This window comes from Shouchella sp. JSM 1781072 (assembly GCF_041949915.1).
GTDB lineage: Bacteria > Bacillota > Bacilli > Bacillales > Bacillaceae_D > Shouchella.
In genome coordinates this window covers 1,398,863-1,413,371 of sequence record NZ_JBHFQE010000001.1, presented here as the reverse complement: position 1 = coordinate 1,413,371, position 14,509 = coordinate 1,398,863, and the positions used below count along the sequence as shown (strand labels likewise).

The following is a 14,509-nucleotide window of genomic DNA, read 5'->3' as shown; positions in this document are numbered from 1 at the left end:
TTATAAACTAGCGTAAAAAAAGACGGATTCGCCTCAATTGGCAATCCGTCTTTTTCAGTAAAGATCCGTTTATTGATGTAGCTCAATCTTTGCTCCTAAGCCAGCTTGAACAGCTTTTTGGAAGACTGCAACCGCAACAACTGTATCAAGATAGGCAACACCAACCGATTTATAAAAAGTAATTTCCTCATCTGTTACGCGACCTTGTTTTTCCCTAGCAAGTATTGGCGCAATTTCACTATAGATCTGATCAAATGACCACTCATCTTTTTGTGAAGGAATTAGGAGATCACCTGCTTCATGATTTGCCCCTTCTAGCGTATCGACAACGACTTTTTGACTCCGTTTTAACGTTGTGACATCCACTTCTTGCATCGACGCTTGAAAAGATCCAATACCGTTAATATGTGTTCCAGGTAAAAGATCGTCTCCATCAAAAACAGGTGTAGTCGATTTCGTTGAACACACAAGAATGTCTGCTGCTTGAACGGCTTCTTTAGCAGACGTTACAACAACGATTTCACCTTTCCAATTCGGAATGTGTGCTGGTAATTGTTCTGCAAAAGAGCGTGCTTTTTCTTCTGTTCGATTAAATAAGTAAATGGTCGTGATCGGGCGTACAGCAAGCACAGCTTGAATTTGCCCAACAGCTTGTGCGCCAGTTCCAATGATGCTTAACGTCGTGGCTGTTTTTTTCGCTAAAACACGTGTGGCAACACCACTGCTTGCTCCAGTCCGTAAAATCGTTAAATAAGAAGCGTCCATTAAAGCGACGTGCTCACCGGTAGTTGTATCCGTTAAAAGAATGGTTCCACGCAAAGCCGGTCTGCCTAGCTTAGGGTTATCAGGAAAAACACTCACCGTTTTAATAGCGCTATACCCTAAATCTTCACTATAGGCGGGCATGTAAAGACTTGTACCATTCGTTGCTGGATGATCAAGTGCGGTTCGAACAGGGGTTGTCTTGTGACGGTTTGCTAAAAACGCATGAGTAACATCTTCAAGGCAGTCTTCCATCGTATAAAGCGATTCAATCATTGATTTTGTTAGGATGAGCATAATAGGTGTAGCCCCTTTCTAATCGAGTTCTCGGTTTTTTGTTTCCCTCGTCACTGCAACGGCAATAATGGAAATGACGCCTGCTAGAACGATGTAAATAGAAATTGGAATTGAAGAGTTATTAAATGTGTTCAGCAAATAAGTAGCCAGAAGTGGTGCTGTTCCACCTGCAACCGCTGCACCAATTTGGTAACCAACCGTGACACCAGTATAGCGGACGTTTGCACTGAAAATTTCAGAGAACATCGTGCCAAGAACCGCTGTAACAGGTGCCCAAAATAAGGCAAGTGCCACCACAGTCGCAACAATTAACCAGAGCGTTGAATCAAGGGATAAAAGATAAAAATAAGGAAAAGCGAAAGCCATCATACCAATGGCTCCAAAAATAAAGACAGGTTTACGACCAATTTTATCGGAAAGTGAACCCATCAACGGAATCATCAACGTTGCTGCAAGGGTTCCGATCGTTACAGCATTTAAAGCGGTTAAACGATCAAACGTTAAATAAGTGGTTGTGTAGGCGATTACAAAAGTAGAGAAAATATAGAATGGCCCTGTTTCCACGACTTTGGCGCCGACTGCAATGAGCACGGATCGCCAGTGGTATCGAAATGTATCAAAAAGAGGGACGTTGGCAATATTTCCGGACTCTTTTGCTTCTTTAAAAGATGGTGTTTCATCAAGTGATTTACGAATCCATAATCCTAAAAAGACGAGGACCGCACTAAAAACAAATGGTACACGCCAACCCCATGCCATAAAATGTTCATCTGGTAATAAGCTCATAATGGAGATGGCGATTGTGCCCATTAGCATCCCAATGGTGACACCCATTTGCGGAACGCTTCCAAAAAAGCCTCTTTTTTTCTTCGGAGAGTACTCTACAGCTAAGAGAAGGGCGCCTCCCCATTCGCCGCCAATGCCAAGACCTTGAATACAGCGTAAAGTAATTAATAAGATAGGCGCCCAGACGCCGATCATCTCATAAGTTGGAAGCAAACCAATTAGGACGGTTGCGCCACCCATAAGTGAAAGGGTTATAACAAGGGTTTGCTTTCGGCCAATTTTGTCACCAATATGGCTGAAAATAACTCCACCTAATGGGCGAATGAAAAAAGGTAAAGCGAATGTGACGTAGGCTAGCATGACACCAACGGCTGGATCAGATGACGGAAAGAATAACTGATTTAAAACGATTGCAGCAACAGTGCCATACAAAAAATAATCAAACCATTCAATTGAACTACCGATTAAACTAGCGATAAGAGCTTTGCGGGCATCTTTTTTGGATACTACTGGTTTGGTTGGGTTTGTCTCCAAAGCTGTTTGTGATGAACTCATTTTTTTACCTCCTGAATAATCAGAAATTACAGTGTCACTTCAATTACTCTGCAAAAAAAAGAGCTGAAGCAAGCGTTAACATTAGTATGATGTTATTATACAGAGGAGATATAGAAAGTACAATATTTTTTGAAAATTTATTTATGGAGTGAGATCATGCGGCAATCGATTGGGTTAGAAATTAAAAAAATACGAAAGCAAAAAAAGTTTACGTTAAAACAATTAGCAGAAAAAACAAGTCTTTCCATTAGTTTTTTGTCGCAGATTGAACGTGGGAAATCATCAATGACATTAGAGTCGCTGAATAAAATTTCGGATGCATTGAACATAAGTGCTAGTCAATTTTTTTCGAAAAATGAATATGACGATCGACCTATTAAAAAGCAAAACATTGTTAAAAACACTTCAGACTTTTTTCATTATCAATCGTTAGTGGGGGGAATGGCAGAACCGATTTTTGAACCGAGAATTGTAACGCTGTTGCCGACAAAAGAAAGCATTACGCCTTTCATACATGAAGGACAAGAATTTATCTTTGTGTTAGAAGGGACTTTAACCTTCGTTTATAAAGATACGGTGTATGAGCTCCATGAAGGAGACAGTTTCCATTTCGAATCAACAGAAGCGCATAACTGGATTAATTACTCAGACGAAACCGTTAAATTGTTGCAAGTTGTAGCGAAGAAAGCTCTGAATTAGAGCTTTTTTTACGTTCATGTTGGATAGGTATTTGGAAGGATCTTCAAAAAAGTATTGATAATGAGAATCATTTTCAATATAATAATGATATAGACCGAGAGCGGTCATTTATTTTTGCGTGTAAATGAGAATTACTATCATTTGAAAAGAAAGGGAAGGTTTTATGCAGCAGTCCGCTAAACGTATAGCTGAAAATGCGTCTTTACAAGCATTTCTTAATAGCTATATTCGTGAAACAAAGAAAGGGAGCATATTACCTGTTTCTATAATAAATCAAGTGCACCATTCAACGCTGCTTCAATCAGAGCATTTTCTAGAAATGCAGCTCCCAAAACAGCAAGCTAGTTTACGTATTGAAATTTGGTATGAATCTCTTGTGGGTCGACACACGTTCGGTACCGTTCTTAAAGGGAACGCTGACACCGGTTGGGTTGAACAAGAGGCGCTCTTCGTACTCATTACGCTTATACAAGAACTTCATTTTGAAGCAACATATAGCAAATCTAGAAAGTCGTGCTTTGATGAATGTCTTGTCCGCATGCTTGAGAGCTATCATTCCATGTGTACGTATCTTGAGCAGCGGTTAACAGCAAACGAAGATATTCATGATCCAAAACAATCGTTTATTGAAGCTGAGCAGTCTTTACTATTTGGTCACTGGCTTCATCCAACCCCTAAAAGTCGCCAGGGGATGGCTTTCTGGCAGCACGCCGCGTATGCACCAGAATTAAGGGGAACGTTTCAACTGTATTATTTTTATGTTCATCATACGCTAATTCAGCAAGAATCAATTGATGAAGAGAGTGTATGGGACATCGTCCATGAAAATGTATGTAGTGAGTTAGATGAGAAGTGGTTTCCATTTCCCATGCATCCATTGCAAGCCTATTATTTACGTGATCAGCCTCATGTCAAACAAGCAATGAAAGACGGTCTTATCCAAGATAGGGGCCCGTTAGGCGAATTTTTCACGGCAACGTCGTCGGTTCGAACAGTCTTTCATGAAAAGAGTAACTGGATGTACAAATTCTCTATACCGGTTAAAGTAACAAATTCTTTACGAGTCAATAAGCAACACGAACTACGAGCTGGCATTCTTGTGGCTAAGCTCATTAAAGGTGGTACTTGGCAGAGCGATACATGTCAGTTTGTTACGGACCCTGCCTACATGACTGTGACGTTTCCGAATACACAAGAATCAGGGTTTGAGACCATTATTCGCTGTAATCCTTTTAAAGATGGTGGGGAAGGGGTAACGTCAATCGCAGCTCTTGTGCAAGATCCTATCCCCGGGAGTGATTCAAAGTTAGCGAAAATTATTAAGACACTTGCCCATTCTGAGCATAAATCAGTGGGGGCAATTAGTGAAAAATGGTTTTGCCATTACTTAAAGAATGCGGTTATGCCGTTAATTTCTTTATATGATGAACTTGGAATTGCATTAGAAGCGCACCAGCAAAATAGTTTACTTGATCTGAAGAACGACTATCCCAAAACCTACTATTATCGCGACAACCAAGGATATTATTTGGCGACTTCTTATCGTGAATGCTTGCTGAGTCAAGAACCTGAGTTACAAGAAGCAGAGGGACTGTTTTATGAAGATGAAGAGATCAATAATCGCTTTACATACTATTTGTTTATGAATCAAGTATTCGGAATCATCCATCGGTTTGGTGTGGACGGATTAATAGAAGAGTGTCAATTGCTTCAGATCCTCCGAACAAGACTTGAACAAGGTAGTCAAGATTACACAGGGGCAGGTAAAACGTTTGTGCAACATTTGTTAACGAAAGAAACGCTTGCTTTTAAAGCGAACTTGCTTACACGTTTTCATGATGTGGATGAGTTAGCAGAAGCACTCGAACAAGCGGTTTATGTCAAAATAAAGAACCCACTCTTACAAAAGAACGTGATGGAGGTTCATTATGAGCAAACCATCGAAGCTACCTAATCAAGTAGAACAACGAATCATTCGTCAATGTATGGAGGCGATTTTGTTTGAAAAACTGTTGCCTTATGAAGAATATGACCTTGAAGAAGGGTGGAAACAGTTTATTGTTCAAGGATCAATCCATACGTATCAATGCTTAGGGAAACGCTCCGCTTTTGATCGTGTTCGGCTCCAAGGCATGCCGTTAAAAAAAGACAAAGGTAGCCAAGCAATTCCGACGATTGACGACTTGATTGGCGAAGCACCGTTAACACATCAGCAAAAAAAAGTGCTCATGCACGAACTAAAGCAAACTGCTTTATTATCTGAATGGAACGAACAACATCTTGTATCGTTGCGTTCTAGGAGAGAACTGTCGTATGAACAGCTAGAAGCATCACTCACCGAAGGACACCCGTATCACCCTTGCTTTAAAGCGCGAACAGGCTTTGCCCTTGAGGATCATCAAAGGTATGGCAATGAAGCTAAAGCAACGTTTCAACTTGTTTGGCTAGGGATAAAAAAAGAAGATGTTAAAACTTATTATCCGGAAGAAGAACATAGTTTTCTACAGAAAGAATTTGGTCATCAAACATGGAAGCAAGTTGTTGAAGCATTATGTCAAGCAGGTGGACAACTTTATGAATATCGGTTAATGCCGATTCACCCGTGGCAATGGTCCTATTTGAAAGAGGAGGTACTGGAAGATGAACTGCAAACAAAAGATATTTTATTCTTAGGCACATTCGGTGATCAGTATGGCGCTACCCAGTCGTTACGCACATTGCTCAATCACAGCGATGTACAGAAAGCGCATGTGAAGTTGCCTCTGCACGTTATGAATACATCTTCTGTGCGAACCATTCAATCTGAAAGCATTGCGGCTGCAGCACCAATCTCACAATGGCTGCAAACAATTGTCGAGCAAGATTCATTTTTTTATAAACATGGCGATGTGCGGATTTTAAAAGAATACGCAGGGGCTTCGTATGAAACGGCAAAGAATCCGAGAATAAAAGATGAACTTAACGTACTATTTCGAGACAGTGTTACACGTCATTTACAAGATGGTGAGCAGGCCATCCCGTTTAATGCACTTTCTATGATTGAAAACGATGGTCTTTTATTTATTGATACGTCTTTGAACACATACGGCATAAAAGCTTGGCTTACGCAATTGGTAAACGTTAGCGTCATACCCATCATTCATTTATGCGTGGAGCATGGCATTGCGTTAGAAGCTCATGGACAAAATGTCATGCTTATTCAAGATAATGGCTGGCCTAAAGGAATTATGTTGCGAGATTTTCATGAGAGTTTGGAATATTATGAACCTTTTTCAAGGAATAAAGATGCTATACCTGACTTTTCATCCCTCCACAAACAGTTTCAAGTTGGAAAAATGAATGATTATTACTGGATGTCGTCAGTTGAAGCGTTAAGAGAACTTGTGGTGGATACACTTTTTGTTTATCACTTAACCGAACTGTCATGGCAGTTAGACGCTGTGTACGGATTCAAAGAAGATTCCTTTTGGACAATCGTTTCTCGTTGTTTAAACAATTATCGAGAAAAAAACGCTCTGTCAAAAGTTCGTTTTGATTCGTTTCAGTTTTTCTCCCAGATGCAAACAGCGGAATCACTTTTTCGAAAAAAATGGCAAAACGATGGAGCTACCCAACATCTTATACGAAATGGATTACAAATGGAGGAAGTCTATGTTACACGTTGACGAGCGAACGTACTCAGAGAAAGCGTTTAAGCACTATCAAAACAAGCTAAACGAGCATCCGATTTGGTCGAAGGCAGAGAAATGGCGAATTGCCGTTTGTCCAAATGATAGTGGAAAATGGATCATGCTCGTTTCTTATTTAAAAGAAAAAGATGCAAGCATTGTACCGATCCATCCCTCAACGCCGATTGAAGCGGCAAAACGGATTGCTAGGGAAGGAGGGTGCTACTATTTGTTTTATCAGTCGATGGAAGCACCGATCACGCTAAATGAAGCTGAAGCGAACCATGAAAAAGGGCTTGTTCAGTTTAGTTCAGGAACGACAGGTGCGCCAAAGCAAATCGTTCGTTCATGGACTTCGATTGACGACGAGTTAGAAGCATATAAACGTGCATTTACATCTGTACAAGTGGATACGATTATTGTGGCTTGCCCTGTCACTCATTCCTACGGACTAATTAGCGGTGTATTAGCAGGTATGCACCAAGGAAAAACGGTTGTAGTGGTAACGACACAAAATCCTAACTATGTCCTCGCTCAAACAAAAAAGTACCCAAATCACCTTCTGTATGCGGCGCCACCACTGCTTCATCTACTTGCAAAAGTGGCGAAACACTCCTTGAATGGTGTCATGACCTCAGGCGCTCGTTTACCAGAGACATGGCTTGAAGAAATAAAAGCTGCGAGTACATTTGTTATGCAACAATACGGGTGTTCAGAAATCGGTTGTATCAGCGTCGGAACCGATATCAGTCACCCTAATGAAGTAGGTTTTCCGCTGTCTCATCACCGTGTGACTGCAGGTAAAAAAGGGGAGCCAGCTCCGATTTCCATTTCGAGCACTCAGAAAACGCATCATACCGATGATCTTGGCTACTTCGATGAGGGCGGTACCCTCTATTACGTTGAGCGAGTAAGCGATGTGATCAATGTTGCTGGTTTAAATGTATATCCTTATGAAATTGAACGTGTTCTGCTTCAACACCATGAGGTGAAAGACGCGGTTGTCTATAAGAAAACAGATGCGTTGTCTGGAGAGCGTGTTTGTGTGCAAGTGGTCAGTACAATGACTGATGCAGGGCCATTACGGGCATGGTGCACATCTTATATGGCTCCCCATCAACTACCGAAAGAGTTTCATCTTGTAAATGAGATTGTAAAAGGCCCGAACGGAAAAGTAAATAGAAAGCAGTTAGGAGCGAGTAAAGTATGACCTATAAAGAAGCAGTAAAGACGATTCGCTTAATTTTAAAAAACGAATTACATGTACATACACTTCATTTGTTTCATGAACAAGCACGATTAAATGAAGATTTGGCGGTTGATTCGGTCATGATTTTACACCTGTTAGTTCAACTGGAAACGGAGTACGGCATTGCAATCTCTGATGAACAACTAGATCGGGATACATTTTATAACGTTGAAAGCTTAGCCCGCTTTATTGAAGGAAAGCATCAGTCGGCACCTGCCTATGATTAAAGTTCATTGTTTTGTAAGTTGTGTATGTGAGCTTTTGAAAAAACGAGGCGTTGATCACCGACCTTATTATTTTGGCGTTTGGGATGCGGATTTCTTTGTAAATGAAAAAGGGGCGCTAGCCTACCATGCAGATGATGTAGACCATACGTTTTTTAAAGAGTGGTATGAAACATTGTACGGCATTACGTTAAAGGAGTGGTATGAGCCGTTAAAAAGCAAATCGGCGAACATACAAAAGCTTGTTCAACTAGTGGAAGAAAAAAATAAAGATACGCATGTCATGGTGATGCTCGATCTCGCTTTGTTGCCTGAGCGTGAGAATAAATTTCATCATTCCCCTTTTCCGCACTATGTCATGTTAGAAAAAACTGAGAATTCGACAGAGTGGTTTATGTTTGATCCAGATTTTCGTTGGGAAGGACGCATGCAGAAAGAGGAGATTATAAACGCGATACAATCTCCTCACGTCAGTGGTGGCTATGTGTTTAATGGTGACCAGATTCGTCCGCCAACAGATGAAACGGTGGATGCGTATTTTCGCACATGCATGAAGGCAGAAACCAATCCATTAACAGAAGCGGTTCAACGAATTGTGGATTCATTTTGGTTTGACGAGGATTATTTACTAAGTGAGCTCGGAGATGCGTTAAAACAATTACCTGTCCTCGCAATTCGTAAATACGCGTATGAGCATGCATTTGCGTTTTTCTGGTTTAAGCTACAGTTCAGTGAGACGGAGTTTGACAACTGGTGTGACGAAATTGAGGCATTAGAAAAAGGCTATAAAATAGTACAATATCGCGCGATTAAGCTTGCCAAAACAAAAAGGCAAGCTGACCATGATCAGCTTTGTGCGCAACTTGAAAGTCAGTTTGAGCGCGAGATGAACATCAAACAGCAGCTTATTCATTATTTTGAGAAATGGAATGAGGAAAGAGCAAATGTGATCAATAAGAATAAAGGAGGAAGCGATGAACGTCTCGATTTGTACCATTTCATTTCGAAATAGCCTGCAATCAATTGAACAGCTTGCACAATGGACGGCAGCGCAAGGGTTTGCTGGCATAGAGATGTGGGGAACCCATGCTAGGCATTTAATGGCGAATTCACAGTTAAACGGACAATGGCTACGTTCACACGGATTGATCGTGCCGATGTTAAGCGATTATTTACCGTTTGAGAAAGAGTGGTCAACCATTTATCAAGCTGCAAAAACCTTAATTTTATTAGCTGAGCGTTGGGAAACGAATCAAATTCGCGTGTTTGCTGGTAATAGAGGAAGTGGTCAAGTAGAGAAGGGCGAGAGAAAGCAGCTTGTTACGAAACTTCGAGAGGTATGTGTGATGGTTTCTCGAAATGGAATGAATGTAGTCGTGGAAATTCATCCCCGGACGTTATGTGACACGATTCCCTCGACGCTTCAATTGCTTGCGGAAGTTAACCACCCTGCATTAAAAATTAATTTTGACGTGCTACATACTTGGGAGAGTGGTGCTGACATCGATCAAGCCTTTATTGAGCTATATCCGTTTATAACTCATTTCCATCTTAAAAATGTGACGGACCGCAGCCAATTAAGTGTGTTTCACCCTGAGCGTGTGTTTCAGCCGTCGGATTCTCGAAAAGGCATGACGAGTCTATTTACAGGCTGCATCGATTATCACCACTTCTTCACGCAACATGATTTTAGTGACTGTCATGTGTCGCTAGAATGGTTTGGCCATCACCCGTTTGACGTCTTACAGGCAGATAATCGAAAATTGCTTCCCTACCAAAAGAAAAAGATTTATCATTCATTTTCTTAAACGAAACTACCAGAGTCGAAAGAACAAAGTCTTTGGTAGTATTTTTATGTAAACGTGACTAGGTGTTCGAAATCGTTTTGATTTACATGTATAGACTTGCTTGAACTTGGCATAGTGTAGAAGACAGAGACTATGAAAAGTGAGGGAAAAGGATGAGAGTTCTATTTAATACAATGAAAGCGGTAATCTTATTTGTTGCATGCACAGCCATTTTCTACTATGGTATTCTATGGGTGACGGATGAATTAAGCGAATTGCATCGATATGATGTACCGGAAGGAAATGCATTAAAAGCATCGTCAATCGCCGTTTCTGATGAAGACATGAACGTGCTTCAGCGTCTAACACTGTTTTTATTAGACGGTGAATAAGAATGAAGGGGTACGAGGATGCGTTTACAAGAGGATGTTCATCAATTTGTCCATTTTATAAAAGTTGAAAAAGGGTTGTCCGCGAATACGTTAGATTCTTATCAGCGTGACTTAAAGCAGTATGTCGGTTACTTAGAACACGCACACATTGCATCATTTTCAGATGTGACTCATCACGTTATACAATCGTTTTTGTACGAGCTTAAACATAGCGGAAAGTCACCGGCGACAATGGCGAGGGTGCTTACATCGGTGCGGTCGCTACATGGTTTCTTATACCGGGAACGTTATACAGAAAGTGACCCTTCTTCGTTGATTGAATCACCAAAGCAAGAAAAGCGACTTCCTCACTATTTAAGTGCCGACGAGGTAGAAAGCCTTTTACAACCACAAACGTTTGGAAGTGAAGCATTGGAGTTGCGGAATACAGCTATGCTTGAGCTTCTCTATGCTTCAGGACTTAGGGTGACTGAGTTAACGTCTTTACAATTAGATCATGTGCATCTAACGATGGGGTTTTTACGTGTCATTGGAAAAGGAAACAAGGAGCGAATTGTTCCACTTGGAACCGCAGCATCAAAAGCGTTAACACAGTACTTAGACCGGGGCAGAGGCATACTGTTAAAAAGAAATCATCACTCGTATTTATTTGTAAACCATTATGGGAAACCGCTCACACGACAAGGATTTTGGAAGATCTTAAAACAACGTGCAAAACAAGCAAACATCCAAAAAAACTTTAGCCCGCATACGTTGCGCCATTCTTTTGCGACACATTTGTTAGAGAACGGGGCTGATTTGCGTTCAGTCCAAGAAATGCTGGGGCATTCGGATATTTCTACAACGCAAATTTACACACATGTAACCAAAACGCGTATGAAGGATGTTTATTTAAAACATCATCCAAGAGCATAATAGGAATGGACATTGAAAAAGGCTTTAGCTAACAGGAGGACGACATATTGACACACACATTTAATCGCGTATTTGTAATTGTAATGGATTCAGTTGGGATTGGAGAGGCGCCGGATGCGGAAGCATTTGGAGATAAAGGGACAAACACCCTCGGCTCGATTGCTGATAAGTATGAGGCATTTCACATTCCACAATTAGAAAAGTTAGGCTTAGGAAAACTAGCGCCTTTAAAAGGCATTGAAGCTGTACAAGATCCTACGGCAAGTTACGGCATTATGCAAGAAGCGTCTGTCGGCAAAGATACGATGACAGGACATTGGGAAATTATGGGTCTAAGAATTGATGAACCGTTCAGCGTGTTCCCTGATGGGTTCCCAGATGAATTGCTGCATGAATTAGAGGAGAAGACCGGTCGCGGCATCATTGGAAATAAAGTGGCATCAGGAACAGAGATTCTTGATGAGCTTGGCAGTGAACACGTCGAAACAGGGAAATTAATTGTGTATACATCGGCTGACTCGGTTTTACAAATTGCTGCACACGAAGATGTTGTACCTGTGGACGAGCTTTACCGCATTTGTGAGATTGCGCGAAAATTAACGTTAGATCCGAAATATATGGTAGGTCGAATTATCGCTCGTCCATTTGTCGGCGATGCATCAGGGTGGAAGCGTACCGCCAATCGTCACGATTATGCACTTAAGCCATTCGGTAAAACAGTTATGAATGCGCTTGAAGACGCTGGTCTAGATTCGATTGCGTTAGGCAAGATTTCCGACATTTATGATGGTGAAGGGGTAACAACCTCTATTCGAACAGAGTCTAATGATGACGGTATGGAGAAAATGATGAAGCAAGTAGATGAATCGTTTACGGGTTTATGCTTTTTAAATCTTGTTGATTTTGATGCACTTTACGGACACCGTCGTGATGTTGAAGGGTACGGAAAGGCGATTAATGTTTTTGATGAACAGTTACAAGCATTGCTTCCGAAATTAAAAGCAGACGACTTACTCATTATAACAGCTGATCACGGAAATGACCCAACCCACACAGGTACGGATCATACGAGAGAACTTGTGCCGTTACTTGTTTATGGAAAAGAGCTTAAAGCAGTAGACCTTGGGCATCGTGACACATTTGCAGACTTAGGCGCGACAATTGCAGACAACTTTAATGTGAAAGCACCAGAATACGGAACAAGCTTTTTAAAAGAATTACAAGCAAATAAGCAGTAGAAAAGGGGAACCGCTACAATGAGAATGGTTGACATTATCGAGAAGAAAAGAGACGGATTACAATTAACGAAAGAAGAAATTCGCTGGTTTATTACGGAGTATACGGCTGATCGAATTCCTGATTACCAAGTATCAGCGTTAGCAATGGCGATTTATTTTCAAGATATGGATTCAAGCGAACGAGCTGAATTAACCATTGCAATGGCGGAATCAGGCGACCAAATTGATCTGTCATCAATCGATGGGATTAAAGTGGACAAGCATTCAACCGGTGGGGTTGGCGACAAAACAACGATTGCGCTTGTGCCACTCGTGGCTGCTGCAGGTGTACCTGTTGCAAAAATGTCTGGAAGAGGTCTTGGCCATACAGGTGGTACGATTGATAAACTGGAAGCGATTCCGAACTTCTCTTGTGATATGGATACGAAGGATTTCTTAGAACAGGTTCAAACAAAAGGTTTAGCTGTTGCAGGTCAAACTGGGAACTTGACGCCAGCTGATAAACAGCTATATGGACTGCGCGATGTAACAGGGACGGTTAATTCAATGGCGTTAATTGCAAGTTCCATTATGAGTAAAAAAATTGCTTCTGGCTCAGACGCCATCGTACTTGATGTAAAAACGGGCTCAGGTGCTTTTATGAAGTCATTAGAAGACTCTTCCGCTCTAGCAAAAGCAATGGTTGATATTGGAGCAAATGTTGGAAGGAAAACGATGGCTGTGATCTCCGATATGAATCAACCACTTGGTGTAGGTGTCGGAAACGCAATTGAAATAAAAGAAGCCATTGACGTGTTAAAAGGGGAAGGACCAGAGGATGTACTTGAGTTATGTTTAGTATTAGGTAGCCATATGGTTTATTTAGCAGATAAAGCAAGTAGTGTAGAAGATGCACGTAAACAGCTAGAAGAAGTGATCGCGAACGGAAAAGCAGTTGAAATGATGAAAGTGTTTGTCGAGAGTCAAGGCGGGGACCCTGCAGTCATTGACGATCCTTCACTTTTTCCACAGGCAACTTACGAAATTGATGTCCCTGCGATTGAAGAGGGGTACGTATACGAAATTGCCACTGACAAAATTGGCGTAGCGGCGATGCAGTTAGGTGCAGGACGTGCAACAAAAGAGGATAAGATCGATCTTGCAGTTGGGTTGAAATTGAAAAAGAAAATCGGCGATAGAGTCGAGGTTGGCGAGCCATTAGTGACCTTATTTGCTAACCGGGAAGAAGTAGAAGACATTAAAGAGCTTGTGCAAGAAAGCTATCATTTACAAGCGGAACAACCAAAAAAAGCGAAGTTAATTTATAAAGAAATTTATCCAGAACAAGGGTAAATAAAAAGACCGATGCCTGTGCATCGGTCTTTTTCATATTACAATGGTCTATTTCTTTGTGACGTGAATACACTCAATCAAACGAGATCTCGTGAGGTGTGTGATCACCTTTATTCATTAATCGGATGGTTTTTGGCTGTAACTCTAATAAAATATACGATGGGTCGTTGGCGCTATCAAAATAGTGTTTTAATGAATCGTGCCAAAATGCATCTTTCGTTTCTTGATCATCTCGAATAGTCGCTTTTCCTTGAAATTCAATAAACGCATCATCATAGCCTTCACCGGTATACCCTAGCAGCACATGTACGTTGGGGTTTTCATCAATTTCTTCAGCTTTGTATGTGTCTTTATCTGTCGGTGTAAAAAGTGTGAAGTCCTTATTGTAAAACGTCATATAGCGTGAATGTGGCTTTTTGTCCTTTACTGTTGCAAGAGAACCAATTTTATGATCTTCCATAACAGCTAACACTTGTTCTTTCACTTTGTTTTCATCCATGCCAAACACTTCCTTTTCATAAGCTATAAATAGTATTCCTCTCAAAATAAAAATAAAACCTGAATCTGCATACGAACTTTACAAGGAGTTTTTCGCGCTGAATAGA

At 41.0% G+C, this 14,509-nt stretch carries 14 protein-coding genes; 11 read left to right on the top strand and 3 right to left on the bottom strand.

All coding sequences use genetic code 11. From position 1 onward, the window contains the following. Window positions 1–69: 69 nt before the first annotated feature. A complete protein-coding gene (locus tag ACE1TH_RS07445; protein WP_255225115.1) occupies window positions 70–1,059 on the bottom strand; it encodes an ornithine cyclodeaminase family protein in 990 nt (329 codons plus the stop codon). 18 nt (window positions 1,060–1,077) lie between these two features. Further along, window positions 1,078–2,400, bottom strand: coding sequence for an MFS transporter (locus ACE1TH_RS07440; protein ID WP_255225116.1), 1,323 nt, complete (start codon window positions 2,398–2,400; stop codon window positions 1,078–1,080). A gap of 156 nt (window positions 2,401–2,556) precedes the next feature. Here ACE1TH_RS07440 and ACE1TH_RS07435 point away from each other — a divergent pair, with 156 nt between their 5' ends. From ACE1TH_RS07435 to ACE1TH_RS07385, 11 genes are all read left to right on the top strand, one after another. Continuing rightward, entirely contained in the window at window positions 2,557–3,099 is a 543-nt protein-coding gene (locus ACE1TH_RS07435; RefSeq protein ID WP_099300519.1) for a helix-turn-helix domain-containing protein, read from the top strand. A 163-nt stretch (window positions 3,100–3,262) separates the two neighbouring features. Continuing rightward, entirely contained in the window at window positions 3,263–5,053 is a 1,791-nt protein-coding gene (locus tag ACE1TH_RS07430; RefSeq protein ID WP_099300520.1) for an IucA/IucC family protein, read from the top strand. Further along, window positions 5,028–6,764, top strand: coding sequence for an IucA/IucC family protein (locus ACE1TH_RS07425; RefSeq protein ID WP_375078663.1), 1,737 nt, complete (start codon window positions 5,028–5,030; stop codon window positions 6,762–6,764). The genes ACE1TH_RS07430 and ACE1TH_RS07425 overlap by 26 nt, the downstream gene beginning before the upstream one ends. Beyond that, window positions 6,751–7,977, top strand: coding sequence for an AMP-binding protein (locus ACE1TH_RS07420; protein WP_375078662.1), 1,227 nt, complete (start codon window positions 6,751–6,753; stop codon window positions 7,975–7,977). Before ACE1TH_RS07425 ends, ACE1TH_RS07420 begins: the two co-directional genes overlap by 14 nt. Continuing rightward, window positions 7,974–8,243, top strand: a complete 270-nt coding sequence (locus ACE1TH_RS07415; protein WP_099300523.1) for a phosphopantetheine-binding protein — start codon at window positions 7,974–7,976, stop codon at window positions 8,241–8,243. Before ACE1TH_RS07420 ends, ACE1TH_RS07415 begins: the two co-directional genes overlap by 4 nt. A 34-nt stretch (window positions 8,244–8,277) precedes the next feature. Further along, a complete protein-coding gene (locus tag ACE1TH_RS07410; RefSeq protein ID WP_375078661.1) occupies window positions 8,278–9,252 on the top strand; it encodes a DUF6005 family protein in 975 nt (324 codons plus the stop codon). Next, window positions 9,215–10,048 carry a sugar phosphate isomerase/epimerase family protein gene (locus ACE1TH_RS07405; RefSeq protein ID WP_099300525.1) on the top strand — a complete coding sequence of 278 codons (834 nt, stop codon included), beginning with the start codon at window positions 9,215–9,217 and terminating at the stop codon, window positions 10,046–10,048. The genes ACE1TH_RS07410 and ACE1TH_RS07405 overlap by 38 nt, the downstream gene beginning before the upstream one ends. 152 nt (window positions 10,049–10,200) lie before the next feature. Next, entirely contained in the window at window positions 10,201–10,419 is a 219-nt protein-coding gene (locus ACE1TH_RS07400; protein ID WP_099300526.1) for a YqzK family protein, read from the top strand. Window positions 10,420–10,437: 18 nt separating this feature from the next. Beyond that, entirely contained in the window at window positions 10,438–11,334 is an 897-nt protein-coding gene (gene xerD / locus ACE1TH_RS07395) for a site-specific tyrosine recombinase XerD (RefSeq protein ID WP_099300527.1), read from the top strand. Window positions 11,335–11,378: 44 nt separating this feature from the next. Continuing rightward, window positions 11,379–12,572, top strand: a complete 1,194-nt coding sequence (gene deoB / locus ACE1TH_RS07390; RefSeq protein WP_099300528.1) for a phosphopentomutase — start codon at window positions 11,379–11,381, stop codon at window positions 12,570–12,572. 18 nt (window positions 12,573–12,590) lie between these two features. Beyond that, window positions 12,591–13,904 (top strand): pyrimidine-nucleoside phosphorylase, encoded by a 1,314-nt coding sequence (locus tag ACE1TH_RS07385; RefSeq protein ID WP_099300529.1) that lies wholly within the window; start codon window positions 12,591–12,593, stop codon window positions 13,902–13,904. Between the two features lie 73 nt (window positions 13,905–13,977). On the opposite strand, the gene ACE1TH_RS07380 is transcribed toward ACE1TH_RS07385, so the two are convergent. Continuing rightward, window positions 13,978–14,403, bottom strand: coding sequence for a pyridoxamine 5'-phosphate oxidase family protein (locus tag ACE1TH_RS07380; RefSeq protein WP_255225122.1), 426 nt, complete (start codon window positions 14,401–14,403; stop codon window positions 13,978–13,980). Between the last annotated feature and the right edge of the window lie 106 nt (window positions 14,404–14,509).

Excerpts from the sequence above, each read along its gene's own strand:
- ACE1TH_RS07445 (WP_255225115.1), bottom strand. The coding sequence starts at position 1,059 with ATGCTCATCCTAACAAAATCAATGATTGAATCGCTTTATACGATGGAA.
- ACE1TH_RS07440 (WP_255225116.1), bottom strand. The coding sequence starts at position 2,400 with ATGAGTTCATCACAAACAGCTTTGGAGACAAACCCAACCAAACCAGTA.
- ACE1TH_RS07435 (WP_099300519.1), top strand. The coding sequence starts at position 2,557 with ATGCGGCAATCGATTGGGTTAGAAATTAAAAAAATACGAAAGCAAAAA.
- ACE1TH_RS07430 (WP_099300520.1), top strand. The coding sequence starts at position 3,263 with ATGCAGCAGTCCGCTAAACGTATAGCTGAAAATGCGTCTTTACAAGCA.
- ACE1TH_RS07425 (WP_375078663.1), top strand. The coding sequence starts at position 5,028 with ATGAGCAAACCATCGAAGCTACCTAATCAAGTAGAACAACGAATCATT.
- ACE1TH_RS07420 (WP_375078662.1), top strand. The coding sequence starts at position 6,751 with ATGTTACACGTTGACGAGCGAACGTACTCAGAGAAAGCGTTTAAGCAC.
- ACE1TH_RS07415 (WP_099300523.1), top strand. The coding sequence starts at position 7,974 with ATGACCTATAAAGAAGCAGTAAAGACGATTCGCTTAATTTTAAAAAAC.
- ACE1TH_RS07405 (WP_099300525.1), top strand. The coding sequence starts at position 9,215 with ATGAACGTCTCGATTTGTACCATTTCATTTCGAAATAGCCTGCAATCA.
- ACE1TH_RS07400 (WP_099300526.1), top strand. The coding sequence starts at position 10,201 with ATGAGAGTTCTATTTAATACAATGAAAGCGGTAATCTTATTTGTTGCA.
- xerD (WP_099300527.1), top strand. The coding sequence starts at position 10,438 with ATGCGTTTACAAGAGGATGTTCATCAATTTGTCCATTTTATAAAAGTT.
- ACE1TH_RS07385 (WP_099300529.1), top strand. The coding sequence starts at position 12,591 with ATGAGAATGGTTGACATTATCGAGAAGAAAAGAGACGGATTACAATTA.
- ACE1TH_RS07380 (WP_255225122.1), bottom strand. The coding sequence starts at position 14,403 with ATGGATGAAAACAAAGTGAAAGAACAAGTGTTAGCTGTTATGGAAGAT.